At 71.5% G+C, this 25,666-nt stretch carries 24 protein-coding genes and 7 tRNA genes; 21 read left to right on the top strand and 10 right to left on the bottom strand.

The window, feature by feature from the left end:
- The first annotated feature begins 175 nt into the window (after positions 1-175).
- The 4 genes from ACWD11_RS12780 to ACWD11_RS12765 all read left to right on the top strand — a co-directional run bounded on the left by ACWD11_RS12780 (position 176) and on the right by ACWD11_RS12765 (position 3,093).
- A complete protein-coding gene (locus ACWD11_RS12780; protein ID WP_389419283.1) occupies positions 176-451 on the top strand; it encodes a hypothetical protein in 276 nt (91 codons plus the stop codon).
- 195 nt (positions 452-646) lie between these two features.
- The gene (locus ACWD11_RS12775; protein ID WP_389419282.1) at positions 647-826 is read left to right on the top strand and encodes a hypothetical protein; all 180 of its coding nucleotides are present in this window, start codon (positions 647-649) and stop codon (positions 824-826) included.
- Between the two features lie 948 nt (positions 827-1,774).
- Positions 1,775-2,722 carry a phosphotransferase family protein gene (locus ACWD11_RS12770; protein WP_451282877.1) on the top strand — a complete coding sequence of 316 codons (948 nt, stop codon included), beginning with the start codon at positions 1,775-1,777 and terminating at the stop codon, positions 2,720-2,722.
- An 80-nt stretch (positions 2,723-2,802) separates the two neighbouring features.
- Positions 2,803-3,093 (top strand): TFIIB-type zinc ribbon-containing protein, encoded by a 291-nt coding sequence (locus ACWD11_RS12765; RefSeq protein ID WP_389419280.1) that lies wholly within the window; start codon positions 2,803-2,805, stop codon positions 3,091-3,093.
- 75 nt (positions 3,094-3,168) lie between these two features.
- Here the strand turns inward: ACWD11_RS12765 and ACWD11_RS12760 are convergent.
- From ACWD11_RS12760 to ACWD11_RS12740, 5 genes are all read right to left on the bottom strand, one after another.
- Positions 3,169-3,240 (bottom strand) — tRNA-Val (locus ACWD11_RS12760).
- A 34-nt stretch (positions 3,241-3,274) separates the two neighbouring features.
- Positions 3,275-3,346, bottom strand: a tRNA-Val gene (locus tag ACWD11_RS12755).
- Positions 3,347-3,372: 26 nt separating this feature from the next.
- Positions 3,373-3,444: transfer RNA gene (locus tag ACWD11_RS12750), tRNA-Val, on the bottom strand.
- Between the two features lies 1 nt (position 3,445).
- A tRNA-Cys gene (locus tag ACWD11_RS12745) sits at positions 3,446-3,519 on the bottom strand.
- Positions 3,520-3,559: 40 nt separating this feature from the next.
- Positions 3,560-3,632, bottom strand: a tRNA-Gly gene (locus ACWD11_RS12740).
- Positions 3,633-3,821: 189 nt separating this feature from the next.
- On the opposite strand from ACWD11_RS12740, the gene ACWD11_RS12735 reads away from it, so the two are divergent.
- The 3 genes from ACWD11_RS12735 to ACWD11_RS12725 are packed head-to-tail and all read left to right on the top strand — an operon-like array spanning position 3,822 to position 6,641.
- Positions 3,822-4,946, top strand: a complete 1,125-nt coding sequence (locus ACWD11_RS12735; RefSeq protein ID WP_389419279.1) for a chorismate-binding protein — start codon at positions 3,822-3,824, stop codon at positions 4,944-4,946.
- Complete coding sequence (locus ACWD11_RS12730) at positions 4,943-5,764, top strand: aminotransferase class IV (protein WP_451282874.1); 822 nt, start codon at positions 4,943-4,945, stop codon at positions 5,762-5,764. The genes ACWD11_RS12735 and ACWD11_RS12730 overlap by 4 nt, the downstream gene beginning before the upstream one ends.
- Before the next feature lie 52 nt (positions 5,765-5,816).
- Positions 5,817-6,641 (top strand): GNAT family N-acetyltransferase, encoded by an 825-nt coding sequence (locus tag ACWD11_RS12725; RefSeq protein WP_389419277.1) that lies wholly within the window; start codon positions 5,817-5,819, stop codon positions 6,639-6,641.
- Between the two features lie 66 nt (positions 6,642-6,707).
- On the opposite strand, the gene ACWD11_RS12720 is transcribed toward ACWD11_RS12725, so the two are convergent.
- Positions 6,708-7,235, bottom strand: coding sequence for a DsbA family protein (locus ACWD11_RS12720; protein WP_389419276.1), 528 nt, complete (start codon positions 7,233-7,235; stop codon positions 6,708-6,710).
- Positions 7,236-7,424: 189 nt separating this feature from the next.
- Between ACWD11_RS12720 and ACWD11_RS12715 the strand changes: the two genes are divergently transcribed.
- Together ACWD11_RS12715 and ACWD11_RS12710 are read left to right on the top strand one after the other, a co-directional pair.
- Entirely contained in the window at positions 7,425-7,856 is a 432-nt protein-coding gene (locus tag ACWD11_RS12715; RefSeq protein WP_451282872.1) for a hypothetical protein, read from the top strand.
- A 155-nt stretch (positions 7,857-8,011) separates the two neighbouring features.
- Complete coding sequence (locus tag ACWD11_RS12710) at positions 8,012-8,164, top strand: hypothetical protein (RefSeq protein WP_176711650.1); 153 nt, start codon at positions 8,012-8,014, stop codon at positions 8,162-8,164.
- Between the two features lie 740 nt (positions 8,165-8,904).
- On the opposite strand, the gene ACWD11_RS12705 is transcribed toward ACWD11_RS12710, so the two are convergent.
- Positions 8,905-9,465, bottom strand: a complete 561-nt coding sequence (locus ACWD11_RS12705) for a CGNR zinc finger domain-containing protein (RefSeq protein ID WP_389419274.1) — start codon at positions 9,463-9,465, stop codon at positions 8,905-8,907.
- 293 nt (positions 9,466-9,758) lie between these two features.
- Positions 9,759-10,172 (bottom strand): SsgA family sporulation/cell division regulator, encoded by a 414-nt coding sequence (locus tag ACWD11_RS12700; protein ID WP_004002642.1) that lies wholly within the window; start codon positions 10,170-10,172, stop codon positions 9,759-9,761.
- Between the two features lie 191 nt (positions 10,173-10,363).
- Between ACWD11_RS12700 and ACWD11_RS12695 the strand changes: the two genes are divergently transcribed.
- From ACWD11_RS12695 to ACWD11_RS12665, 7 genes are all read left to right on the top strand, one after another.
- A complete protein-coding gene (locus tag ACWD11_RS12695; RefSeq protein ID WP_389419273.1) occupies positions 10,364-10,816 on the top strand; it encodes a TIGR02611 family protein in 453 nt (150 codons plus the stop codon).
- 88 nt (positions 10,817-10,904) lie between these two features.
- A tRNA-Val gene (locus ACWD11_RS12690) sits at positions 10,905-10,976 on the top strand.
- 340 nt (positions 10,977-11,316) lie between these two features.
- On the top strand, positions 11,317-12,603 hold the full coding sequence (locus tag ACWD11_RS12685; protein ID WP_389419272.1) for an ABC transporter substrate-binding protein: 1,287 nt from the start codon (positions 11,317-11,319) through the stop codon (positions 12,601-12,603).
- 14 nt (positions 12,604-12,617) lie between these two features.
- On the top strand, positions 12,618-13,574 hold the full coding sequence (locus ACWD11_RS12680; protein ID WP_389419271.1) for a carbohydrate ABC transporter permease: 957 nt from the start codon (positions 12,618-12,620) through the stop codon (positions 13,572-13,574).
- A complete protein-coding gene (locus ACWD11_RS12675) occupies positions 13,571-14,446 on the top strand; it encodes a carbohydrate ABC transporter permease (protein ID WP_389419270.1) in 876 nt (291 codons plus the stop codon). The genes ACWD11_RS12680 and ACWD11_RS12675 overlap by 4 nt, the downstream gene beginning before the upstream one ends.
- Positions 14,447-14,448: 2 nt before the next feature.
- Positions 14,449-15,039, top strand: a complete 591-nt coding sequence (locus tag ACWD11_RS12670; RefSeq protein ID WP_451282868.1) for a hypothetical protein — start codon at positions 14,449-14,451, stop codon at positions 15,037-15,039.
- Between the two features lie 83 nt (positions 15,040-15,122).
- On the top strand, positions 15,123-17,861 hold the full coding sequence (locus tag ACWD11_RS12665) for an exo-rhamnogalacturonan lyase family protein (protein ID WP_451282866.1): 2,739 nt from the start codon (positions 15,123-15,125) through the stop codon (positions 17,859-17,861).
- 61 nt (positions 17,862-17,922) lie between these two features.
- On the opposite strand, the gene ACWD11_RS12660 is transcribed toward ACWD11_RS12665, so the two are convergent.
- Positions 17,923-20,217, bottom strand: a complete 2,295-nt coding sequence (locus tag ACWD11_RS12660; protein WP_451282864.1) for an SCO7613 C-terminal domain-containing membrane protein — start codon at positions 20,215-20,217, stop codon at positions 17,923-17,925.
- 84 nt (positions 20,218-20,301) lie between these two features.
- On the opposite strand from ACWD11_RS12660, the gene ACWD11_RS12655 reads away from it, so the two are divergent.
- Positions 20,302-20,748, top strand: coding sequence for an SRPBCC family protein (locus ACWD11_RS12655; protein ID WP_389419266.1), 447 nt, complete (start codon positions 20,302-20,304; stop codon positions 20,746-20,748).
- A gap of 39 nt (positions 20,749-20,787) precedes the next feature.
- Positions 20,788-20,859 (top strand) — tRNA-Val (locus ACWD11_RS12650).
- A gap of 38 nt (positions 20,860-20,897) precedes the next feature.
- Here ACWD11_RS12650 and ACWD11_RS12645 read toward each other — a convergent pair.
- The gene (locus ACWD11_RS12645; protein ID WP_451282862.1) at positions 20,898-21,623 is read right to left on the bottom strand and encodes an exonuclease domain-containing protein; all 726 of its coding nucleotides are present in this window, start codon (positions 21,621-21,623) and stop codon (positions 20,898-20,900) included.
- Positions 21,624-21,791: 168 nt separating this feature from the next.
- Between ACWD11_RS12645 and ACWD11_RS12640 the strand changes: the two genes are divergently transcribed.
- From ACWD11_RS12640 to thrS, 3 genes are all read left to right on the top strand, one after another.
- Positions 21,792-22,358 carry a DUF4365 domain-containing protein gene (locus tag ACWD11_RS12640; protein WP_451282860.1) on the top strand — a complete coding sequence of 189 codons (567 nt, stop codon included), beginning with the start codon at positions 21,792-21,794 and terminating at the stop codon, positions 22,356-22,358.
- Positions 22,355-23,575: a hypothetical protein gene (locus tag ACWD11_RS12635; RefSeq protein WP_451282858.1), complete on the top strand. Its 1,221-nt coding sequence runs from the start codon at positions 22,355-22,357 to the stop codon at positions 23,573-23,575. Before ACWD11_RS12640 ends, ACWD11_RS12635 begins: the two co-directional genes overlap by 4 nt.
- A 91-nt stretch (positions 23,576-23,666) precedes the next feature.
- The gene (gene thrS, locus ACWD11_RS12630) at positions 23,667-25,643 is read left to right on the top strand and encodes a threonine--tRNA ligase (RefSeq protein WP_389419262.1); all 1,977 of its coding nucleotides are present in this window, start codon (positions 23,667-23,669) and stop codon (positions 25,641-25,643) included.
- The last annotated feature ends 23 nt before the right edge of the window (positions 25,644-25,666 follow it).

Here is a 25,666-nt window from a genome sequence, read left to right as displayed (position 1 = left end):
ACGAGCCACAGCTTACGTTTCCCCGGCCGCCCGCGCGCAGAGGCCGCGCCCTCTCGGCCCGACGGATTGTCAGTGCCGGGTGGGAGACTTGAGGGGTGGTCAGGGAGCTGGAGAACAGGCCGACTTCGCGTTGCCTGTGATCCCAACCACCCGTCACAGAAGGGGGATTGAACCCGTGAAGGGTGATCGCGTGGAGATAGTGGTGGATGCGGGGGACACGACCCGCACCTATGAGGTGGTGGCGAGCAGGGCGGGCCGCCGGGTGGAGACGGCGGTACGCCGGGGCGTGGTCGAAGTGAGCGAAGTCACCCGCAGCGGGACTGTCGTCCGTACGGCCCGGTTCATGGCGAACCGGGTGCTGGCACTGGTCGAGCAGCCGGTGCCGCGCGAGGACGGCTCGGAGAAAGCAGGGCACACCGGGCGACCCCTCGGGGAAGACCCTGAGACCTAGGACTCCGTCTCCACCCAGGGGAGTACTCAGCGGGTCATGGCTCATCCTCCGGGAGGCCCGGCAATCGGTACGAGGGCATGACGTCCGGCGGGGGCCGCGCCCGTAGATTTGAGGTCAAGCGGCGGGTGCAGCACTCGTCCCCCGAGGTCAGGCACCCGCCGCTGTCACGACAACCGAACGGTCAGGAGAGGGACCATGGCCTACACGGCACCGCGGACCCGCACGGCGCTCCGTTCCCGCCGCGACGGCCGTCGCCACCCGCTGGTGGCGACGCTGATGGCCCTTCCTCTGGCGGCCCTGCTGCTCCTCGTCTTCGACGGCTGGGAGACAGTGGCCACACAAGCGTCGTCCGTGGGAGTGATGCTGGGGCGCTGAGCGGCGACCCCAGGCCCGGATGAGCGGTCCGGGCGGGGACATCCACCCATGAAACCCCGTGGGGACGGGGGTGCGGCGGACGGCACAAATGCCGGCGCAGCTGGGGAGCTGCGCCGGCATTACTGTTGCCCATCTCCTTTACCGGACGGCTCTGCGGCTCCCGCGGGTCGGTCCACAGCCGGCCATGCCGACGCAGTTGGGCACCAGCCGTCTCACCGAAGCCGCTCGCGTTGTCGGAGGTCGTGTCGCCGAAGCCGGCCGGAGCCGTCGGCGGCGGTCTCGCTGGAGCCGCGCGAGTCGTGGCCGCCCAGGCGGCGGGCGGATGCCGGCGCAGCCGTGGGCAGTCGTACCGCCCGTGGCGCCGCCCAGCTTCAGGCGGCCGTTCCGACGTAGCCGCTCGCGCTGCTGAAGTCGTGCCGCCTCGGCTGAGGCACCCGCGCTGCGGTCATCGCCCCAGCCGCGGTCAGACGTGTCGCGGGCCTTGCGAAGCTGTGCCGTCGTAGTCGCCCCAGTCGGCGGGCTGCCTCGGCGCCCGTAGCCCTCGGTAACCGTCTCGCCGAGCCGCCTCAGCTCGTCGTAGTCGCCCAGCCGCGGGCAGTTGTGCCGCCCCACCCGCCCGCCCTGCTGGGCGCCGCCTCGAGCCGCACTAGCTGCGGGCACCCGTGCCACTGGGGCGTCACGGATGGGCGCTGGGGCTTCCTCCGGGGACACCCCGTCCGCGCGATCGAGCGAAACCCACCCCGCCACCCCCACCGCCCTGCACCCACGCTCCCGGCCCCAACTGGCTCCCGGGCTCCACCGACCTGCCCCCACACCCGGCCCGCCGCCAAGCACCCCCCCATACTCGGCCCGCCCGCAAGCACCCGACCCCATCGACCCACCCTCACCAGCCCACCCCCACCCCTGCGTACCCTCACCCCAGACCCACCCCCCCCCGCAGGGAGCCCCGTGACAGTCACCCGCCTCTTGCCTGACCTGGCCCGTGCCGCCACCGTCACCGCCCACGCACGCCGTTCCACCTGCCCTTGCGGGGTCACCGAAACGCTCGCCGATCGCCCCGATGCCGCCGTCGTCCGGCACGCCGACACCGTCGCCAAGGCCCACCCCCCGAACACCGACCCCGCCGACCTCACCCTCCGCCTCGCCACCGCCGCCGCCCTCCCCGGCACCCTCCTGCCCCCGCTCACCCCCTCCCCGGCGCCCCTCCACGACCGTCTGGTGACCTGCTGGCCGTACGGGACCCCCGTAGATCCGCACGACCCCGACACCGCCCCCTGGGAAGCCGCCGCCACCCTCCTCGCCCAGCTCCACCGCCACCCACCCCTCCCGGGGACCCCGCCCATGCGCGGCCCCGCCAAGGCCGCCCAAGCCATCGAGCGACTCAAGGCCACCGCGCCCGCCGGCAGCGAAACCGCCGCCGTCCTCCGCGCCTGGCGCACCCTCCCCACCTGGGCCCGAGCCGAGACCCCGATGCCCGGCGACGCCCCTCGCACCCTCTGCCACGGCGACTTCCACCTCGGCCAGCTCGTCCGGCACCCCGCCCCCCACGGCCCTTGGCGGCTCATAGACGTCGATGACCTCGGCACCGGAATCCCCGCCTGGGACCTCGCCCGCCCCGCCGCCTGGTATGCCTGCGGCCTCCTCGCCCCGGAAGAGTGGACCCGCTTCCTCACCGCCTACCGCGCCGCGGCCGGCCCGGCGGTCCCCCCGCACGGCGACCCCTGGCCCGCCCTCGACCTCGCGGCCCGTGCCCTGACCGTGCAGACCGCCGCGACCGCGACAGCCAAGGCGGCCCACGCCGGCCGTCCCCTCGACGAGATCGAGCAGTCCTTGATCGACGCCTGCGACCGAATCGCGTCCACCCCGCCCGAGTTGACGTACGAATCAGCCAAGTAGGGTGCAACCGACCACAGCCGGACAGAGTCTGTCCTGGCAATACGCGAAGCAGGACCGACCGGCGAGGAGTTGAGCCGACCATGCAGTGTCCGAAGTGTCGTGCCCCGATGCACACCTACAACCGCAACGGCGTCCAGATCGAGCAGTGCAGCGGCTGCCGTGGCATCTTCCTGGACTACGGCGAGCTGGAGGCCCTGACCCGCCTGGAGTCCCAGTGGTCCCAGCCGGCCCCACCCGCGCCCCCGGCCCCGCAGGCGTACCCGGCCGCCCCCGCCCCCGCGGCACCCGCCTGGGGCGCCCCGCAGCACGGCGGCGGTCACTACGGCCACAAGCGCCAGAAGAGCTTCGGCCACATGCTCTTCTCCAGCTGAGGACTGAGCACTGAGCAGCTGAGCGGCAGCACACACGAAGAAGCCCCCGACCACAAGGCCGGGGGCTTCGGTGCGTGCGCGATACTGGGATTGAACCAGTGACCTCTTCCGTGTCAGGGAAGCGCTCTCCCGCTGAGCTAATCGCGCGGGGAACCGTGACCCGGAGATCACGACTGCTGCGTGCGCGATACTGGGATTGAACCAGTGACCTCTTCCGTGTCAGGGAAGCGCTCTCCCGCTGAGCTAATCGCGCGGGTACAGATCTTCGAGAAGATCCAGTGGACGATACTGGGATTGAACCAGTGACCTCTTCCGTGTCAGGGAAGCGCTCTCCCGCTGAGCTAATCGTCCTTGGAGGTGGAGACGGGATTTGAACCCGTGTAGACGGCTTTGCAGGCCGTTGCCTCGCCTCTCGGCCACTCCACCAGGAGTGCGGGGGTTCGGGATGATCCCCCTTGCTCTTCCGAGCGAACGACGAGGTTCGAACTCGCGACCTCAACCTTGGCAAGGTTGCGCTCTACCAACTGAGCTACGTTCGCCTGTCCTTCCGACCCGCTTGCGCGGCCCGGCGACGTGTTGAACTCTAGCGGATTCCTGGGCCAGTACAAAAACGCGTTTGTGCAGCGTGCTGCGCCTCACCCCGGCCCGACCTGGTCCCGGACGTGGTCAGAGCCCCCGCGAGGACATGACCGGGCCACCCCGAAGACACCCGCCATAGACTCGACAGCGTGCTCGACCTCCCTCCCCTGGCCCGATTCGGCGACCGTCTCGCCACCGGCCTCCTCGACGTCACCAGCGACCCCGCGGCCCTGGACTCCACCGGCTTCTGGGCCGTCACCGCGGATTTCGAGGGCCGGCTGACCTGCGCCCGCTTCCGGGACGTCCGGGAGTCGCCCGTGCCCGCCCCGGTGCCCGGCGCCTGGCACGGCCCCGCGGCGGCCGACTGGACCTCCTCCCTCGACCGCGCCGCCTACACCGCGGGCGTGCGCCGCATCCGCGAGCACATAGCGGCCGGCGAGGTCTACCAGGCCAACCTCTGCCGGGTGCTCTCCGCCCCGGTCGCCCCCGACGCCGACGTGGACGCCCTGACCGCCCTGCTGGCCCGCGGCAACCCGGCGCCGTACGCAGGAACGATCCGGCTGCCGGAGCACGGCGTGGAGATCGCCACCGCCTCCCCGGAGCTGTTCCTGCGCCGGGACGGCCGGACCGTGGAGTCCGGGCCGATCAAGGGCACCGGCCGCACCGAGGCGGACCTGCTGGAGAAGGACTACGCCGAGAACGTGATGATCGTGGACCTGGTCCGCAACGACATCGGCCGCGTCTGCGCCACCGGCACGGTCACCGTGCCCGACCTGTGCGCCGTGGAGAAGCACCCGGGCCTGGTCCACCTCGTCTCCACCGTGCGCGGCGAGCTGCGCGCCGGCGCCGGCTGGCCCGAGTTGCTCGCCGCCGCCTTCCCGCCCGGCTCGGTCACCGGCGCCCCCAAGTCCAGCGCGCTGCGGATCATCGCCGCTCTGGAGACGGCACCCCGGGGCCCGTACTGCGGGGGGATCGGGTGGGTCGACGCGGACCGGGGGACCGGCGAGCTCGCGGTCGGCATCCGCACCTTCTGGATCGACCGCGCGCAGGGGGCGCTGCGCTTCGGCACCGGCGCCGGCATCACCTGGGGTTCCGACCCGGAGGGTGAGTGGCGGGAGACCGAACTGAAGGCGTCCCGGCTGCTCGCGGTAGCGTCGGGGGCGTACGAGGTGCACGGCGAGGCACTCACGTACTGTGCTGACCCGGGGAGCGACCCCCGCACCCCCGGCCGGCCCGACGCGCCCGGCACACTCACACGAGGTACTGACCAGTGAAGCTTTGGCTCGACGGCGGGCTCCAGGACATCGAGTCCGCCCGTGTCTCCGTCTTCGACCACGGGCTGACCGTGGGCGACGGCATCTTCGAGACGGTGAAGGCGACGGACGGCAAGATGTTCGCGCTCACCCGGCATCTGCACCGGCTGACCCGCTCCGCGCGCGGACTCGGCCTGCCGGACCCCGACCACGACGAGATCCGCCGCGCCTGTACGGCCGTCCTCGAGGCCAACCCGATGCCGCTCGGCCGGCTCCGCATCACCTACACCGGTGGTCACGGCCCCCTCGGCTCCGACCGCGGCGAGCACGGCCCGACCCTGGTCGTCGCCCTCGGCGAGACCACCCGCCGCCCCGACTCCACGGCCGTGATCACGGTCCCCTGGACCCGCAACGAACGCGGCGCGCTCACCGGCCTGAAGACCACCTCGTACGCCGAGAACGTCGTCGCCCTCGCCCGCGCCCACCAAGAGGGCGGCTCCGAGGCGCTGTTCGGTAACACGGTCGGGCAACTCTGCGAGGGCACCGGGTCCAACGTCTTCGTCGTCCTGGACGGCGAGATCCACACCCCGCCGGTCAGCTCCGGCTGTCTGGCGGGCATCACCCGCGAGCTGGTCGTCCAGTGGACGGGCGCCAAGGAGACCGATCTGCCGCTGGACGTCCTTCAGCGGGCCGACGAGATCTTCCTGACGTCGACGCTGCGGGACGTCCAGGCCGTGCACCGCGTCGACGAGCGCGAACTGCCGGGCGCCCCGGGGCCGGTGACCGCCAAGGCCATGCGGATCTTCGACGAGCGCTCCGGCCAGGACCAAGATCCGTGAACCGGGCGAAAAGAAGCTGACGTGGGCCTCCATCGCGGGTAGAACACCCGTGATGACCACGACCCTGCGGCCGACCGAGCCGCTCCAGCGAGATGCCGACGGGGTGCTGTCGCGCCACTTCCGGGTGTGCGTGAACAGCCGTCCCGTCGGCGCGATACACCTGGCGACGGACCCCCTGTTCGGGCCGGCCGTCGCGCGCATCAGCGACCTGCGCATCGAGGAGCCGGACCGCGGGCGCGGCCGGGGCACCGTGGCCGCGCTCGCCGCCGAGGAAGTGGCCCGCGGCTGGGGCTGCACCCGGATCGACATCAGGGTGCCGGGCGACTGCGGGCCCGCGCTGCGGCTCGCCACCGCGCTGGGCTACGTCCACCGCAACCGCGGCATGGAGAAGCAGCTCGGCACCACCCCGCCCGCCCTGCCGGAGGGCAGCCGGGGGCGGCCCATGACCCAGGGCGAGTACGAGCCGTGGGTGGAGCACGGCAACTCTCACTACGCGCAGAGCTGGATCGACCGCGGCGTGCCCGAGGACCAGGCGTGGGCCAAGGCGCTGAGCGACATGTCGACGCTCCTCCCGCAGGGCCTGGCCACCGAGGGCATGCTGATCAGCGTCCTGGAGCACGTCGGCGAGGCAGTCGGCACGCTGTGGCTGTCGGTGGCGGGGGACAAGGCGTTCGTCTACGACATCGAGGCCGACGCCCGTTTCCGCGGCCGGGGGCACGGCCGCACGCTGATGCTGCTGGCCGAGGGGCAGGCGGTGGCCGCCGGGAAGCGGACCATCGGCCTCAACGTCTTCGCGGACAACACCCCGGCCGAGCGCCTGTACGCGTCCCTCGGCTATGTGCCGGTGGGCTACTCCATGTACAAGAACCTGCTGTGAGAGTGCGAGGACCTGCGCTGAGTACGGGAAAAGGACCCGCGTTGAGTGCAGGAAGCCGCTCCGGGGTCAGCCCTGCCCGGCCTCGGCCAGCAGCCGGTCCACGATCTCCTCGATGCGTTCGCGCAGTCCCTCCTGGCTCTTGCCACCGTCGAGACGCTCGCCGCCGATGACGTACGTGGGCGTGCCGGTCACGCCGATCGCCTTGCCCTCGGCCTGGTCGGCGTCCACGATCAGGATGTGCCGGCCGTCGACGAGCGCGGTGTCGAACTCCTCGGCGTCCAGCCCGAGTTCTCCGGCCACCTGGACCAGGAAGGGCTCTCCCTGACGGTCCAGCTCCTCGACCCGGCCCAGCACCGCTTCGACGTACGGCCATCCCTGGCCCTGCTCCAGGGCCTCCTCGGCGGCCTGCGCGGCGGCGAAGGAGTGCTTGTGCTTCTCCAGCGGGAAGTGCCGCAGCCTGAGCTCCAGCCGGTCGCCGTAGCGGGCGCGCAGGGCTCGCAGGTCATCGAGGGCGGTACGGCAGTCCGGGCACTGGAGTTCGCACCACACGTCGAGGACGGGCGCGGTGGGACGGACGGGGGAGGAGTCGCTCATGGGCTCAGTCTCCCAGCCCGGTACCGTCCGGGCCCAATCAGGGATCCGCGAGCGGACCGGCACCTGCGGAGGAGCCGACCCGGAGATGTCCCTGATGTCCGGCGGGAGCATGGCCCGGCGGGGCCCGGCAGGTGCAGGATGGAGGGGACGAGGGCTCCGCGCCTGACCGAATCCTGTCTGGAGGACCGGATGATTGCCGAGACCGTCTGTTCCGCCGTAGCCGCGGCCGGCCTGGGCATCGCGGCGATCGCGGCGTACCGGAAGCGTTTCCTCTCTGCGGCCCGGATCGCGGCGTACTCCCTCGTCCCGCTGGGCCTGGTGATGACCGGAGTGGTCGAGTGGCTGGCGGACACCGCGTTCAGCCCGGCCGCCTGGGCGGGCTTCGGCGTGCTCGGTGTCTCCTGGGTGCTCTTCGCGAGCACCCGGGCCGTGGAGCGCCGCCGGGGCGGCGGCACCCGCAAGGAGCGCAGGCAGGCCCGGTCCGCGCAGCGCGAGGCGGTGGCCCCGGCGGCCTCGGCGCCCACCCTGGGCTCCGGCTCCCGGCCGACGGCCAGGCCCGCGGCGGCACCGCAGGAGGACTTCAGCGACATCGAGGCCATCCTGAAGAAGCACGGCATATGACGGCCCGCACAAAGGCTGAAACGACACAGGGGGTCGCCGTCCGCGCGTAATCGATCACGACCCGGACCGGACATTGCGGATTAAGGCGAACTACCGCTGCTTCCGGGCGTGTTGATCGCGCCGGGAGGGTTCACTGCGTCATCATCGCCCGCGAGATGCTGGACACGACACAGAGCGAGACCGCGCCGCCGCAGGACGAGCCGCGTGGATGCCTCTTCGCCCTTTCCCAGCCACCGCTGATGATCTTCCTTGCGGTGATCGGGTGTCTGCTGCTCATGGCTGCGCTGCACGACCTGCTGCTGCTCTGAGCCCTACCCGCGGCCCCCGGCGCCACCCGCCGGGGCCCGCGTCGACGCCGGTGCCCGGCCCCGGAGCCCCACGACGCGGGTGTCCGCACCCGCGATCCCGCACAGCGCCGGTGTCCAGCCCTGGAGCCCCCGCGATGCCGGTGTCCGCCCTCGAATCTCGCACGACGCCGGCGTCCGCCCCCGGGACCCCGCACGATGCCGGCGTCCGGCCCCGAAGCCCTCGTGATGCCGGTGTCCGCCCTCGAATCTCGCACGACGCCGATGTCCGCCCCCGAATCCCGCACGACGCCGATGTCCGCCCCCGAATCCCGCACGACGCCGATGTCCGCCCCCGAATCCCGCACGACGCCGGTTTCGCCCCCGCCCCCTAGGCCGCGGGTCCGCCCCTGGAGCCGGCCCGACGCCGGAGGGCTGCCCCCAGGACCCGCACGTGGCCGAGGTCCAGCCTCGGAGCCCACGATGCCGGAATCCGGCCCCGCGGCCTACGACGCGGGCGTCCGCCCCCGGAGCCAGCTCGACGCCGGGGTCTCTCCCGGCGATCCCGCACGACGCCGGTGTCCAGCCCCGAAGCCCTCGCGATGCCGGTGTCCGCCCCCGCGGCCCCCGGAGCCAGCTCGACGCCGGGGTCTGTCTCCGCGGTCTCGCACGATGCCGGTGTCCAGTCCTGGAGCCCTCGCGGTGCCGGTGTCCTGCGGAGCACCCCCCATGACGCCGGTGTTCGCCCCCCGCCCCCGGGGATCTCAGCCCGCCGCCTCCTTGCGTCGAGCCCGGTAGGCGGCGACGTGGAGGCGGTTGCCGCAGGTGCGGCTGTCGCAGTAGCGGCGGGAGCGATTGCGGGAGAGGTCGACGAAGGCGCGACGGCAGTCGGGGGCCTCGCAGCGCCGCAGCCGTTCCTGCTCTCCGGCGACCACGAAGATCGCCAGGGCCATGCCGCCGTCCGCCGCGAGGTGGTCGGCGACCGAGGCGCCGGGCGCGAAGTAGTGCACATGCCAGTCGTAGCCGTCGTGGTCGGTGAGCCGGGGAGTGGTGCCGGCGGCGGCGATCAGCTCGTTGATCAGACCGGCCGCGCTCCGGGCCTCCGGTGCCGCGAAGATCCCGGCGAACCTCGCCCGGATCTTGCGCACCGCGGACAGGTCCAGCTCGGAGAGCACGCCGACATCGCTGATCTCGTGCCGGCGCACGAAGTCGGCGAGGGCCGCGACGTCCGGCAGCGCCTCCTGCGTCCCGTCGTCGTCCGGTGCGGTGTTCACCAGATCCACGACAGCGTCGAGGGCGCACCGGGTGTCGTGGGTGATCAGCACATTTCGCTCCCTGGCCGGAGGGTCGGACGCGGGGGCGCCCGCCGATGCTGGCCGATGGTAGTAGCTTCGCCGACGGCGGGAGGGTCGCGCCAGGTGCCTGGTAGCCGGGGGCAACCGAATGGCGCCCCGGGCGGCGAGATCAGGCCGCGCCGGGGCCGGACCCACGCACGCCGACGCCGCCCCGTGAGTGACTCACAGTGACGGCGTCGGCGCATACCGTATGCAGTTGTTTGTCCTGGGCCCGAGCCGTCTCCCCGAGTCGACGGCGCCGGGCGGCTTCGTGGTGCCCCGCTTCAGCTCTCCGCCAGAATGTGCGAGAGCTCCTGGTCGAGGTCGAAGTGCCGGTGTTCCGTGCCGGGGGGCACGGCGGCGTCTGTTCGCTTCAGGAAGGACTCCAGGGCCCGTGCCGGGGCCTCGAGCAGGGCTTCGCCCTCCGGGGAGCTCAGGGCGATGCACACGACGCCCTGGCCGTGACTGCGCGACGGCCAGACTCGGACGTCGCCGGTCCCGGTGGGTCGGTGCAGGCCCTCGGCCAGAAGGTCGCGGGCGAACACCCACTCGACGGTTTCCTCGGCTCCGGTATGGAAGGTGGCGTGCACGGCGTAGGGGTCGGCCGTGTCGTACCGCAGGCCTGCGGGGACAGGCAGGGAGGACTCGCTCGACACAACGAGGCGCAGGTGCAGCTCGCAGCTGACCGTGGTGTTCATAAGCGCCAGGGCCTTTCGCTCAGTGTGCGCTCGGGGATTCGCACGTCGGCGAAATCGACATGCCACCTACGGTGCCGTTGTAAACCCCTCTGAGTGTTTTGCGTGCCTTTATGTAACTCTTCCGGCCGACGTCCCGTTCGCGAGGTACGACCATTCCGGTGACTCGTTTCTCTCCGGTAGGGTTTGGCCGTATGAACACGGGGAGTAGCGAGCCTGGCGAGGTGGCCATGGCGTCGAACGAGACCGAAGTGGACGGTGCGCGGAGCGAGCGGGCGCTCGGCTCCAGAGCGCCGGAATTCGTCAGGGCCCGCCGTCTGCTGCACCTGAGCTGGCAGGTGGGCGTCTTCATCATCGGCCTGGCGGTCGTCGGGGTCGGCATCGTGATGCTGCCGCTGCCCGGTCCCGGCTGGGTGGTGATCTTCGGTGGCATGGCGATCTGGGCGACCGAGTTCGTCTGGGCCCAGCTGGTGCTGCGCTGGACCAAGCGCAAGGTCACCGAGGCCGCCCAGCGAGCCCTGGATCCGAAGGTGCGCCGCCGCAACATCATCCTGACGTCGATCGGCCTCGTGATCGTGGCCGTCCTGGGCGGGATCTACCTCTGGAAGTTCGGCGTCGTGATGCCCTGGAAGATCAAGGACCAGTGATCCGCCGAGGGGGCGCGGGGGCCGGCCGGTCCATGTCCGTGCTGGTCACAGGCGCCCCCTGACATGGGGTAATGTTCTTCCTGCGCCCGGGCGATTAGCTCAGTGGGAGAGCGCTTCGTTCACACCGAAGAGGTCACTGGTTCGAACCCAGTATCGCCCACCCGGGACGACGGCCCGTCTGCTGCACAGCAGACGGGCCGTCGGTGTTCGGGGCGGCGCCGGACCTCCCGTGCGTGGGGACGACTTCCGGCTGAGCCGCCTTTTTGTCCGATGTCCCGCATTCCGTTCGGCCCGTCGACCCTGAGCGCCCCACCTGCGATGACTTGCCGCAGGGCGCCGCTGCCGGGCTCCGGGCGCGGCCGACCCGCCCGTCGCCTCCGCAAGAAATTCCTGTCCGAATCATTGACGCACCCCGGGGCCCTCCGTAACTTGTGCCAGCAAGCGCTTACTTGAAACGATTCATGCAGGCGGCGATGACGCTGCGGGGAGGTGGCCCAACCATGGGAACCAGCAGGAATGTTGAGAGGCGAACGATCCTGAAGGTGGCCGGTGCTTCGGCGGCCACGCTGGGTCTGGCGGCGACGACGGGGTGCGGCGGCGACAGCGGTTCCGGAGACGGGACGGTGACGCTCCGTTACGCCTGGTGGGGTGGCGAGCCGCGCACCATCGCCATCAAGAAGTCGATCGCGCTCTTCGAGAAGAAGTACCCGAAGATCAAGATCAAGCCGGAATTCACGGACTACGCGGCCTTCTGGGAGAAGTTCCAGACGCAGGCCTCCGGCGGGAATCCGCCGGATGTTTTCCAGAATGCGGTCGGCTTTCTGCGCAAGTACGACAAGCGCGGCGTTCTGATGGATCTCAAGTCGCAGGCGGACTCCGGGAATCTGAGCCTGGAGAACTTCCGCAACGGCGTTCTGGCGAACGGTCAGGTCGACGGCAAGCAGCTCGGCATCCCGGTCGGTGCCAACACCATGGCGCTGGTCATCGACCTCAAGGCCTTCGAGAAGGCAGGCGTTAAGGCGGAGTTCGGCTGGACCTGGGACGACTACTTCGACGCGCTCCAGACCATCCAGGACAAGCTGAAGATCGCCGGTGACACCGGCTACTTCGGCATCATGTACCTCTACGACCTGTATCTGCGTCAGAACGGAAAGGCCTTCTTCACCGACTCCGATCTCGGCTTCACCCAGGACGATCTGACGCAGTGGTGGGAGGACGGCTACAAGCGCGTGCGTTCCGGGCTGGTCGCCGACCCCAAGAAGATCGAGCAGGTCGCGCCCAAGTCCGGCCTGTCCGCGGGACTCGCCGCGTCCGAGTTCACCTGGGACAACTTCTCCATTCGCTACGAGGGTGAGGGCGAGTCGGACTACGGGCTGGCGCCGATCCCCACCACGGACGGCAAGGACACCGGCCAGTACCTCGGCTCCCTGATGCTCAGCGCCTTCTCCGGGACCAAGCACCCCAAGGAAGTCGCCCAGTTCATCGACTTCATGGTCCACGACCCCGAGGTCGGCAAGATCATGGGCTACGACCGCGGCATCCTCCCCACGACCGAGCAGTACGAGGCGTTCACGCCCACCGACGAGACCAACAAGGGCGTCAAGGCGTACGAGGAGGAGGTCGCCGCGGCGGGCGTGCTCGGGAAGATCACTCCGCACCCGTCCGGCGCCGATGTCATCGAGGCGGCGTTCCTGCGGCTCGGCGGTGAGGTCGCCCAGGGCAAGACCAAGCCGGCCGACGCCGCCAAGGCGCTGTTCAGCGAGGCCAAGGCCGCGTTCGCGGGCTGAGGGGACGTACCACCATGACGCTCGTCAAGGAAGCGCCCGTGCGCCCGGCCGGGAAGCGGTCCGCCGCACCCCCCGCCGGGCGGCGCGGGCGGCGCCGCGAGAACCTCGCCGGCTATCTCTTCATGTCGCCGTGGATCGCGGGCTTCCTGCTGCTCACGGCAGGACCGATGATCGCGTCGCTGTACTACGCGTTCACCAGCTACAACCTGTTCACGCCGCCCCGGTGGGTGGGGCTCGACAACTTCACGACGATGTTCCAGGACCCGCGCTGGCAGAAGTCGGTCGAGGTCACACTGAAGTACGTCGTCATCGCCACCCCGCTGAAGCTGCTGCTCGCCCTCGGTGTCGCGCTGCTGCTCGCCCAGAGCCGGCGCGGACAGGGCCTGTACCGGGCCGCGTTCTACATGCCCTCGCTCATCGGCGCCAGCGTCTCCGTGGGCTTCGTGTGGCGGGCGCTGTTCTCGGACGACGCGGTCGTGGACCGCACCCAGAAGATCTTCGGGCTGGACGTGGGCGGCTGGATCGGCAACCCCGACTACGTCCTGTACTCCCTGGTGGCCCTGAGCATCTGGCAGTTCGGCGCGCCGATGGTCATCTTCCTGGCCGGCCTCAAGCAGGTGCCGCGGGAGCTGTACGAGGCCGCCGAGGTGGACGGGGCCGGTCCGCTGCGGCGGTTCTGGAACATCACCCTGCCGATGATCTCGCCGGTGCTGTTCTTCAACGTCCTGCTGGAGTCCATCCACGCGTTCCAGGTGTTCGGCTCCGCCTACGTCGTCTCCGACACCCGGTGCGGGCCCGCCGACGCCACCCTCGTCTACACCTGTTACCTCTACCAGAAGGGCTTCAAGGAGGCCCAGATGGGCTTCGCCTCCGCGATGGCCTGGACGCTGGTGGTCGCGGTGGCGCTGGTCACGGCGGTCCTGTTCTGGTCGCAGAAGAAGTGGGTGCACTACGAGGAGGCCGCCAAGTGACCACCGCCACCAGCCCCGCCGCGCACGCCGCGAACGAGCGACGGCGCACCGGATCGATCGCCTGGCACGTGGGCGCGCTGCTCGTCCTCGCGGTCGTGCTGTATCCCGTGATCTGGGTCGTCGGTGCCTCGTTCAAGCCGAGCAAGGACATCATCGCCAGCCTCGACCTGCTGCCCACCGAGCCGGTCTGGGCGAACTTCTCCGGGCTCGCGGACGGCATCTCCGGCATCTCCATCAGCAGCTTCTTCTGGAACTCGCTGATGTACGCCGGTCTCGCCGTGGCCGGTGTCGTGGTGTCCAGCTCGCTGACCGCTTACGCCTTCGCCAAGATCGGGTTCGCCGGGCGGAACCTGCTGTTCACGCTGATGATCGGCACCCTGCTGCTGCCGTACCACGTGCTGCTCATCCCGCAGTACGTGCTCTTCCGCAACCTCGAACTCGTCGACACCCTGGTGCCGCTCGTCGCGGGCAAGTTCCTCGCGACGGAGGCGTTCTTCGTCTTCCTGATGGTGCAGTTCATGCGCGGGCTGCCGCGCGAGCTGGACGAGGCCGCCAAGCTCGACGGCTGCGGGCACCTGAGGACCTACTGGTCCATCGTGCTGCCGCTGAGCCGCCCGGCCATCATCACCAGCGCCATCTTCACCTTCATCAACGCCTGGAACGACTTCATGGGGCCGCTGATCTACCTCAACACCCCGGAGAAGTACACGGTCTCGCTCGGCCTGATGATGTTCCGCGACCAGGAGGGCATCTCCAACTACGGCAGCATGATCGCGATGTCGCTGGTGGCGCTGGTGCCGGTCATCGCCTTCTTCATGGCCTTCCAGCGGTATCTCATCGACGGTATGGCGACGTCCGGACTGAAGGGGTGACCATGGCCGAGGCCCGCACGAAGGCGCGCCGGGAATCCCTGTTCGGCGAGCGCTTCGCGCTCTTCGCCGAGGCGCTGCTCACCGGCGTGTGGATCGCCGTGGCCTGCCTCGGGGTGATCACCTACCCCGCGGCCTTCGCCGCCGGCGCCCGGCATCTGCGGCGCCGGGCCCGGCACGAGGCCGGTGGCGTGCGGGAGTTCGTCGCGGACTTCCGGGCGGCCCTGCGCGCGGGGTGGGCCGTCGGGCTGGCCGGCTGGGCGGCGGCCGCCGCGGTCTGGGTGGACGTCCAGGCCGCGCGGGCCGGGCTGCCCGGCGGGCCCCTCGTCGGCGCCGTCGGCCTGTTCGCGCTGATCGGCCTGGCCGTGGCCCTGCTGCGGGCGACGGCCCTGTGGGCACCGGGCCGCACCTGGCGGGCGCTGCTCGCGGACGCCGGACGCCGGACCGTGCTCGACCCCGCCGGTTCCTTTCTGATCATCGCCGGGCTCGCCGTGGTGGCCCTGTCCGCCGCGTTCGTCGCACCGCTCGCGATCCCCGTCCTCGGGGCCGTCGCGGCGGCGGCCGTCGCCGTGGAGGAGCGGTACCGGCACCGCTGACCCCGCACAGGTCGGTGCCCCCTGGGCGCCGTACCGCTGTCTGTCATGCCCCTGCCCATCCCCTCCGCACGGAAGGAACGGTCATGTCTCCCATCCCTCGCAGGTCCCTCCTCAAAGCGGCCGCCGTCGCCGGCGCCGCCGCGCAGTTCAGCTGGGCGCTCGGGGCCAAGGACGCGCAGGCCGCGCCCCGCGCCGTAGCCGGTGACGGCGACCCCGTGACCCTGGACTGGCTGGAGGACGGCGGCCTCGGCGCGGCCCCCGGCTCGACCCTCGGCGTGCCCTGGCCGAAGGGCACCTTCCAGGAGGACCAGACCTTCGCGCTGACGGACGCGGACGGCAAGGCGGTGCCCGTACAGACGTGGCCGCTCGCCTACTGGCCCGACGGATCCCTCAAGTGGACCGCTCACGCGGTGAGTTCGGGCGGCGCCGGCAAGCTCACCCTCGCCGCGGGCGAGCCCGCCGCCCCCGCGAAGAAGGTCACCGTCGACAAGAGCGGCGGCACCATCGACATATCGACCGGTGTCATCACCGCGCGGATCGGCACGTCCGGCGCCACGCTGATCAAGTCCGTCACCCGCGGCTCCACCGAGATCGCCAGGAACGGCAGGCTCGTCCTGCTCCGCCAGCCCGAGATCGAGGACGAGGACCAGGGCCAGGTCAGGACCGAGCGCTTCGACGGCGCCATCGCGAAGGTCGAGGTCGAGCAGGACGGCCCGGTCCGCGCGGTCGTCCGCATCGACGGCAAGCACCGCAAGGGCAACCGCAGTTGGCTGCCCTTCTCGATCCGGCTGTACTTCTACGCGGGCGCCGACTCCTTCCGCATGGTGCACACCCTCACCTTCGACGGCACCCAGGAGCCAGGCAAGGCGAGCGGCGACTTCATCCGCGGCCTCGGCGTCCGTTTCACCGTCCCCCTGCGCGACCAGTCCTACGACCGGCACATACGCCTCGGCGGCGAGGGCACCGGCATGCTCCGCGAGGCCGTCAAGGGCATCACCGGACTGCGCCGCGACCCCGGCGCGGCCGTCCAGGCGGCCCAGTTCGAGGGCAGGAAGCTGCCCGACCCGGCCACCTGGGACCAGCGCGTCACCACCCGCCTGCAGTACATCCCCGAGTGGGGCGACTACACCCTCTCCCAGCTGTCCGCCGACGGCTTCACCGTGCGCAAGCGGACCAAGAAGGGCCACGGCTGGATCGCCGCCGGCGGCGGGCGCCGCGCGAACGGCTTCGGGTACGTCGGCGGCGTCAGCGGTGGATTCTCCTTCGGCCTGCGGGACTTCTGGGAGAAGTTCCCCGCCCAGCTCGACATCCGCGACGCCCACACCGACGCGGCCGAGGTCACCCTCTGGCTCTGGTCGCCCGAGGCACAGCCGATGGACCTGCGCTTCTACCACGACGGCATGGGCCAGGACACCTTCCCCGAGCAGCTCGAAGGCCTCAACATCACCTACGAGGACTACGAACCCGGCTTCGGCACCCCCTACGGCATCGCCCGCACCTCCGAACTCCTCTTCTGGGCCAACGAGTCGACCCCCTCGGCGGACGCGCTGGCCCAGCAGGTCGAGGCGGTACGGGTGCTGCCACAGCTCGCCGCGCCGCCCCGGCAGCTCATCAAGGCCGGCGTCTTCGGCCCCGGCCTGTACTCCGAGCCCGACCGCTCCACCCCCGCCAAGGCCAGGATCGAGGACCACCTCGACTTCCTCTTCACCTACTACAAGGACCAGGTGGAGATGCGTCGTTGGTACGGCTTCTGGGACTACGGCGACATCATGCACACCTACGACACCGTCCGGCACCAGTGGCGGTACGACATCGGCGGCTACGCCTGGGACAACTCCGAGCTGTCGCCGGACCTGTGGCTCTGGTTCGCCTACCTGCGCTCCGGACGCGCCGACATCTTCCGCTTCGCCGAGGCGATGACCCGGCACACCGGCGAGGTCGACGTCTACCACCTCGGCGAATGGGCGGGCCTCGGCACCCGGCACGGCGTCCAGCACTACGCCGACAGCGCCAAGCAGCAGCGCATCGCCAACACCACGTACCGCCGCTACTACTACTTCCTCACCGGCGACGAGCGGGTCGGCGACCTCATGCACGCCAATGTCGACTCCGACGAGACGTTCCTCGTCCTCGACCCGATCCGCAAGATCCGCACCGAGCCGTACACGCCCGACCGGCACGCGCTGTCGGTCGGCTTCGGCACGGACTGGAGCGGACTGGTCTCCGCCTGGCTGACGGAGTGGGAGCGCAAGGGGCCCAAGTGGGAGAAGGCCAAGGCGCGGGTGCTGTCGACGATGGAGACCATCGCCGCGCAGCCCAACGGCTTCGTGCAGGGCACCGGCCTCTACGACCTGGACACCGGTCGCTTCGCCGTCGCCGAGAAGCCGGTGGTGGGGGTGTCGCATCTGTCCGCGGTGTTCGGGCTCAACGAGCTGTGCGCCGAGCTCATCGACCTCGTCGACATGCCGAAGTTCAACGAGGCGTACTTCGACTACTGCCGGTACTTCAACGCCACCAAGGCCGAGCAGGCGGCGCGCTACGGGTCCAACTTCGGGAACCTGCTGCTGTTCCAGGGGCACTCGCGGCTGGATGCCTACGCCGCCGTGAAGACGGGGGACGAGAAGCTGGCCAAGCGGGCCTGGGAGAAGTTCTACAACTCCGACGGTTACCGGGAGTCGGCGCCCTGGAAGACCGTGGAGCTGAGCGGGCCGGCGGCATTGGTGCCGGGCAGCGAGGCCGCCTGGGTGTCCACGAATGACACCGCGTTGTACGGGCTGGCCGCCATCGAGAATCTGGCGCTGCTCGGGCACAGGATGCCGTGACAGTGGTGGGGAACTGCGTGCCGGTGGGCGCCGGTCGCGCAGTTCCCCGCCCCTCTGTGGGTCAGTTCATCTTCCCGAGGATTCCCTGCACCCGCCGGACGTCCCTGATGCGCTGCTCGTACGTCGCGCCCAGGGCGAGCAGGAGGAGGCCGGCGAGGGCCGGCGGGGCCCATCGGGGGAGGGCGCCCGCCACCTGGATCAGGTAGGGGGCCAGTTCGTGCAGGGCGTCCAGGAGCAGGGTCGCGCCGCCGAGCAGGAGCGGTGCCTGGAGGTGGTGGCGGGCGCCCAGGAGGGTGACCGTGAGGGCCGCCAGGCCCAGCAGGAGGGGGCGCGTCCAGTGCGGGTCGGCCCAGACCGCGACCAGGCTCGGCAGCAGGGTCGCGGCCAGGCCCGGCCCGTACGCCGTCCAGGACGAGGTCCGTGGGTCACGGCGCCGGCGCAGGGCGCCCACGAGCAGGGCCGGGATCGTCACCGGGAGCGTGTACGCCTCCGGGGTGCCGACTTCCCAGGCCGCCAGGCGGACCCAGGCGGCCAGCACGAAGAGGGCGGCGGACGCGTAGCCGACGAGGCGGCGGTCCGGCCGGAGTGCCGTGGCCGCGGTGATCACGCCGCACAGCGCGAGGACGAGGGCCAGCACGGGCGGGTCGGTGATCGTCAGCGCGATGGCGAGCAGGCCCGCCGCGGCACCCGTCACCTCGACCGGGAGGGCCGCCCCGGCGCCGCGGGCGGCGAGCAGGGCGGCGGCCACCGGAACCGTCAGGACCAGCAGCGCGGTGTGCTGCGGTGCCCAGCCCGCGGCGGCGCCGATCGCACAGGCCAGCGCGGTGGCCCAGACGAGGGCGGCCGGCGCCGCCACGAGAGCGCGGCGCCGGGAGGCCGCCGCGAACAGGAGCGTCAGCGTGGTGAGGACGGCCAGCGTCGCGGACTGCGCGGCCAGGGCCAGGGAGGCCGCGTGCAGGGAGGCGGCCACGGCGAGGACGGTGGCCGTCGGCGCCGCCGGGACCAGGGCGAGGGCCGCCACCGACAGCGCCACCACCAGACCTGCCTCGTAGGGGAGTTGAAGCACCGGCGGCAGCACGAGCGCCGTGGCCCACACCACCACCAGCGCCGCCGTCCTCGCTCCGGGGCGCGCCGAGAGCGCCAGCACCGCGGCGACGGTGGCCAGGACCAGCGGCGCCGTCTGGGACAGCGCGGGCCACGGCACCTCGGCCGTCACCGCGGCCCGGATGTCCGCCGGCGCCCCGGACCAGGGGCGGCCGATCCAGGCGAGCGGGCCCAGCAGGGTGACGGCGACGACCGGTGCCGCCCACAGCACGGCGAGCGCCTGGACCGCCGCGGACGCCTGACCGAGGCCCCGGCGCACCGGCTCGGGCAACCGCCGCACCCGTACCGACGCCAACAGGGCGACTGCGCACGCCAGATGCACCGGTACCGTCCACATCTCCGGCAGCAGCACGCGGGGGACGCCGCCCGCGGCCGCGACCAGGAGCAGACCGCCCACGGGCGCCGTCACCGTCGCCGTGCGCCCGGCCGCCGCCAGGGCGATCAGCGCCGCGAGGAGGAGGAGCGCCGCCGCACGGGCGGCGGCGCTCGGACCGGTGGCCGTCCAGGACAGCCCCCCGGCCGTCAGCACGCCCCCGGCGCCCATGCCGTACGCGCCCACCGCGGCGGCGATCCGTACGGAACGGGCGGGCACCCGGAGCGCCACGGCGGTGTCGAGGCCGGCGGTGACCAGCAGCGCGGCGGCCAGCCGGTACGGCCCGGCGTCCGCCGCCAACGCCCACAGCAGCAGCGGGAGTTGGGCCGAGGCCAGAGCGGCGGGCAGCGGCAGCCGCAGCTCCGCCGTCCTCGGCAGCAGGCCGTACGCCGTCCACAGCGCCGCGAGCACCGCCGCCGCGACCGCCGTATAGCCGACCCCGTCCACCCCGCCCAGCGCGACCTCGTGCAGCGCGTACGCGTCCAGCACCGTCAGCGCCAGACCGAGCCCCGCCACCGCCTCCGCCGTCGAGCGCAGCCCACGGGCCAGCAGCGGCAGGGGTGCCGCGAGCGCCGCCACCGTGATCGCGCCCAGCACCGCGGAGCGACCGACGATGCCCAGGTGCCCCCAGCCGACCAGCGTGAACGCCATCGCGGCGATGGTGAGCAGGGCGCCGCCGAGCAGCAGGAGCACGTTCTGCACCCGCGGCGGTGCTGCCTCGGGGCGCGGCGGTGCGAGAACCGGCGCCGGGCGAGCCGCCTCCAGGGCGGCGACCAGCCAGCCGCGGCGGGCGAGCAACTGGAACCGGCGGGCGTCCAGTTGCCGCAGCTCGGCGTCGAGGAGCCGCAGCTCCTCGACGGGGGACGGAATGTGCGTCATGGCTTGGAGTGTGGTCCCCGTCACGCCGTACGACATGAGTGCGCGTACTCAGAACCTACTCACTTCCGGTGCCACACTCGGCCCATGGACTGGTCCCACTACCGATTCCGCAGCCTGTGGCCCCTGCCCGCGCCGCCCGCCGCCGTCTACACCGCCCTGGAGCGCGCCGACGACTACCCCTGCTGGTGGCCCCAGGTGCGCGAGGTGAACCGGCTCGACGACACCGGCGGCGTGGTGCGCATCCGCTCCCTGCTGCCGTACGACCTGACCTTCACCGCGCGGGAGACGCGGCGCGATCCGGCCGCCGGGGTGCTGGAGATCGCCCTCTCCGGCGACCTGGAGGGCTGGGCCCGCTGGACCGTCACCCCGGACGGCACCGGCAGCCTGGCCCGCTACGAGCAGGTCGTCGACGTGCGCAAGCCGCTGATGCGCGCACTGGCCGTGCCCGGACGGCCCGTCTTCCGCGCCAACCACTGGCTGATGATGCGGGCCGGACGGCGGGGCCTTGCCGCGCACTTGGAAGCGGTTTGAAGGAAACCCGCGAAGGCCTGTATGGTTCAGTGCGTTCCCGGGCGATTAGCTCAGTGGGAGAGCGCTTCGTTCACACCGAAGAGGTCACTGGTTCGAACCCAGTATCGCCCACCGGGAAAGAAGGCCGGTCCGTACGGACCGGCCTTTTCTCATGCCGCCGCCGGCAGATCCGGACGCAGCGGCCACGCCGGGTCCACCGCCTCCTCCGTGCCGCTGCGCGCGAACCACGCCTGGAGCCCCCGGGCCTGCGCCGCGTGCCACACCGCCTGCAGCATGTGCAGTTCGGCGGGTGAGAGCCGCTCGAGCCGCGCCGCGAAACGGCGCCCCACCGCCCGTACGACCTCCAGCGCGGCCAGCGCGTCCGCGCCCGCGTCATGCGCGCCGTCCAGGGCGACCCCGTAGTGCGCGCACAGGTCGGTGAGCGTGCGCCGGCCCTTGCGATAGCGGTCCAGATGCTTGTCCAGCACCCTCGGATCGAGCACCAGCAGCGGAGCCGTCTCGAACCAGTGGTCCAGGGACGACGCCCGATGGCGGCGCAGCTCACGATCGAGGATCGTCAGGTCGAACGGCGCGTTCATCACCACCAACGGGCGGCCCGCCAGGGCCTGTTCGGCCAGTCGTGCGGCTATCTCGTGCATCACCGGCGCGGGCCAGCGGCCGTTGCGCTGCAGATGCTCCTCCGTCAGTCCGTGCACCGCCGTCGCCGCCTCCGGCACCGGCACGCCCGGGTTCACCAGCCACCGGGTCACCCGCGGCCGGGCGCCCGGGGTGTCCTGGACCACGATCGCCGCCGACACGATCCGGTCGGTCTCGACATGTACGCCGGTCGTCTCCGTGTCGAATGCCGCCAGCGGGCCCTCATACCAGCTCGCCATATCTCCACAACCCCTCGCTCACCCACGGCAGCTGACGCACCGTCTTCTGCCGGTTCGGTGATACCCGGGCTGTTTGCGCCGTACGCCCGAAGGACACAACAGGAGTGCGGGTCCTTGCAGTTCAGCGGCCCGGCACGGGGATTCCTTTGGCGTGGAAGGCTGTTCGTCATGGCGATAGCGCAGCCCGAGCGGAGCGGGCTGCTGCCCGAGCGCACGGGCCCCCATCGCGGCACACTCGCCACCACCGCCTGCATGGAGACCTTGCAGGTGGGCTATCTGCACGCCGTCGCGGCGGCCGCCGGGTGCTCGCTGTCGCAGCCGTTCCCGGACAACGGCATCGACTGGCACGTCAGCCACAGCGCACCCGGCCACACGGTCGACGACGAGGTCACCATCAAGGTGCAGCTCAAGGCCACCTACCAGATCCCGCCCAACCCCCCGGGCCGCACCTTCTCCTTCACGCTGGACAACGACCACCTGCGCAAGCTCGCCCGCACCCCGGTCTCCGTGCACAAGATCCTCGTCGTGATGCTCGTTCCGCGCTCACCGGACGACTGGCTGCGCGCCAGCCACGACCGGCTCGACCTCAGGCACTGCTGCTACTGGGTCAACCTCGCGGGGCATCCGGTCACCGGCCGCACCCGGACCACCGTGCGGATCCCGACCGCACGCATCTTCGACGACCGTGCGCTGTGCGAGATCATGACGCGGGTCGGGACGGGAGGCAGACCATGACGCACCGCCCCATCGAGGAGCCCCGGCGGCCGGTCGGGCCGCACCCGGCCGACCCCGCCGGCTGGTACCGGCCCCCCGAGCCCGACCAGGTCGACCCCGCCGTCCTCAGCGCCCTGCTGCGCCGGCACGGCTGGCGGCGCCGCGGCGGCGCCGCGGGACGCTACGGCCGCTGGACCCCGCCCGGACCGGACGGCGGCGGGACCAGCCTGCTCGTACCCGAGAGCCGCGCCTTCCCCGACAGCGACGACCTGCTCGGCGAGGCGCTCGTCGCCCTCGCCCGCAGCGGCACCCCCTCCGCCCGCGAGGTGCTGGTCTGCCTCGCCGTACCGAGCGACGAGATCCGCTGGTGGCGGGACGTGCCCACCGGCCCCGCCGGCACCACCTCCTGGACCGTCGAGGAGCAGCTGCGCGGCGCCGCCCGCCAGACACTCCTCGCCGCCGCCCTCGCCACCCGCGCGCGTGCCGGCTACCACGGCGCCCGGCACCGCCGCCCCGCCGCCGCGATGCTGGAGAACGTCCTGGTCGGCTCCCCGGCCGGCGGCCGGAACCTGACCGCCTTCGTGCCCGTCGGCACCGGCCGCCCGCTCGCCGTACGCCTGCACCAGGCGCTGTACGCCGCCCGCGAGGCCATCGACTACCGGCGCGCCACCGGCGGCATGGACGCCTTCGACGGCGCCGTCGAGGCCGGCGTCAGCCGCGAACTCACCGAGGCTCTGATCGCCCTCGTCCGGGGCACCGAGGGCGCGCGCATCGCGGTGGAGTGGGCGCCCGCCGCCGCGGTCCCCGACGGCTGTGCGGCCGGTGCCGAGGCCGTCGAGTTCTCCCCGGGCGACCTGCCGGTGCTGCGCGAGGCCGGGGCCCGCTATCTGCGCGCGGAACCGTCCGTGGCGGTGCGCGTCACCGGCGCCGTGGTCCGGATGCGCCGGTCGGGGCCGCGCGGCGAGGGGGCGGTACGGCTGCGGGTGCTGGCCGGCGCCGAGATCCCGCACGTCCGGCTGACCCTGGACGAGGAGTCCTACCGGATCGCCGGTCACGCCCACCTGGTCGGACTGCCGGTGCGGGTGCACGGGCGGCTGGAGAGCCGGGGCGGCTTCCGCAAGCTCACCGGCGTCCGTGGCGTCGTACCCGTGCAGGTCGACGAGGCGGAACGGGACCGGCTGATGAAGTCGCTCCAGGAGAATCTCGACTGCTTCGAGGAAGCCTGCGGAGGGGATTGATTTCGCCCTGACCGGGTGCGGGTCGGTACGATCCCGTCATGCGTGCGCTCCCGGTATGGCGCCGCAGCCCCCCTTCAGTCAGGAGAGACCGGTGTCAGACGTCCGTGTGATCATCCATCGCGATTCCGAGCGGGAAGAGCGCGTGGTGACGACGGGCACTACGGCCGCCGAGCTCTTCGCAGGCGAGCGCTCGATCATCGCCGCGCGCGTGGGCGGCGAGCTCAGGGACCTGTCGTACGTCCTGGCCGACGGCGAGGAGGTCGAGGGCGTCGAGATCTCCTCCGAGGACGGCCTGAACATCCTGCGCCACTCCACCGCGCACGTCATGGCGCAGGCCGTGCAGGAGCTGTTCCCCGAGGCCAAGCTCGGCATCGGACCGCCGGTCAAGGACGGCTTCTACTACGACTTCGACGTCGAGAAGCCGTTCACGCCCGAGGATCTCAAGGCCATCGAGAAGAAGATGCAGGAGATCCAGAAGCGCGGGCAGAAGTTCGCCCGCCGCGTGGTGACCGACGAGGCCGCCCGCGCGGAACTCGCGGACGAGCCCTACAAGCTGGAGCTGATCGGCCTCAAGGGCGCCGCGTCCTCCGACGACGGCGCGGACGTCGAGGTCGGCGCCGGCGAGCTGACGATCTACGACAACCTGGACGCCAAGACCGGCGAGCTGTGCTGGAAGGACCTCTGCCGCGGTCCGCACCTGCCCTCGACCCGCCTGATCCCGGCGTTCAAGCTGATGCGCAACGCCGCGGCCTACTGGCGCGGCAGCGAGAAGAACCCGATGCTCCAGCGCATCTACGGCACCGCCTGGCCCTCCAAGGACGAGCTCAAGGGCTACCTGGACTTCCTCGCCGAGGCCGAGAAGCGCGACCACCGCAAGCTGGGCAGCGAGCTGGACCTGTTCTCCATCCCGGAGCAGATCGGCTCCGGCCTCGCCGTCTTCCACCCCAAGGGCGGCATCGTCCGCCGCGTGATGGAGGACTACTCGCGCCGCCGGCACGAGGAAGAGGGCTACGAGTTCGTCTACACCCCGCACGCCACGAAGGGGAAGCTCTTCGAGACGTCCGGGCACCTGGACTGGTACGCCGACGGCATGTACCCGCCCATGCAGCTCGACGAGGGCGTGGACTACTACCTCAAGCCCATGAACTGCCCGATGCACAACCTGATCTTCGACGCGCGCGGCCGCTCGTACCGTGAACTGCCGCTGCGCTTCTTCGAGTTCGGGACCGTGTACCGGTACGAGAAGTCGGGCGTCGTGCACGGCCTCACCCGGGCGCGTGGCTTCACGCAGGACGACGCGCACATCTACTGCACCCGCGAGCAGATGTCGGAGGAGCTCGACAAGACGCTCACCTTCGTGCTCGGGCTGCTGCGGGACTACGGTCTGACCGACTTCTACCTGGAGCTGTCCACCAAGGACCCGGAGAAGTTCGTCGGCTCGGACGAGGTCTGGGAGGAGGCGACCGAGACGCTGCGCCAGGTCGCCGAGAAGCAGGGCCTGCCGCTGGTCCCGGACCCGGGCGGCGCCGCCTTCTACGGCCCGAAGATCTCCGTGCAGACCAAGGACGCCATCGGCCGTACCTGGCAGATGTCGACGATCCAGCTCGACTTCAACCTGCCCGAGCGCTTCGACCTGGAGTACACCGGCCCCGACGGCTCCAAGCAGCGCCCGGTCATGATCCACCGTGCGCTGTTCGGCTCCATCGAGCGGTTCTTCGCGGTGCTGCTGGAGCACTACGCGGGCGCCTTCCCGGCGTGGCTGGCGCCGGTGCAGGCGATCGGCATCCCGGTCGGCGACGCGCACGTCGAGTACCTGGAGAAGTTCGCCGCGGAGGCCAAGCGCAAGGGGCTGCGGGTCGAGGTGGACTCGTCGTCCGACCGCATGCAGAAGAAGATCAGGACGGCGCAGAAGCAGAAGGTGCCGTTCATGATCATCGTGGGGGACGACGACATGAACGGCGGCACGGTGTCGTTCCGCTACCGCGACGGCTCGCAGGAGAACGGCATCCCCTTCGAGGAGGCCCTCGCGAAGATCGCGAAGGTCGTCGAGGAGCGGACGCAGGTCTGATCCGGCTGTCGGGCCCCCGGAGA

This window comes from Streptomyces sp. NPDC002776 (genome assembly GCF_053592195.1).
The sequence above is the reverse complement of the archived record's forward strand: the minus strand, read 5'-3'. Positions and strand labels throughout refer to the sequence as shown.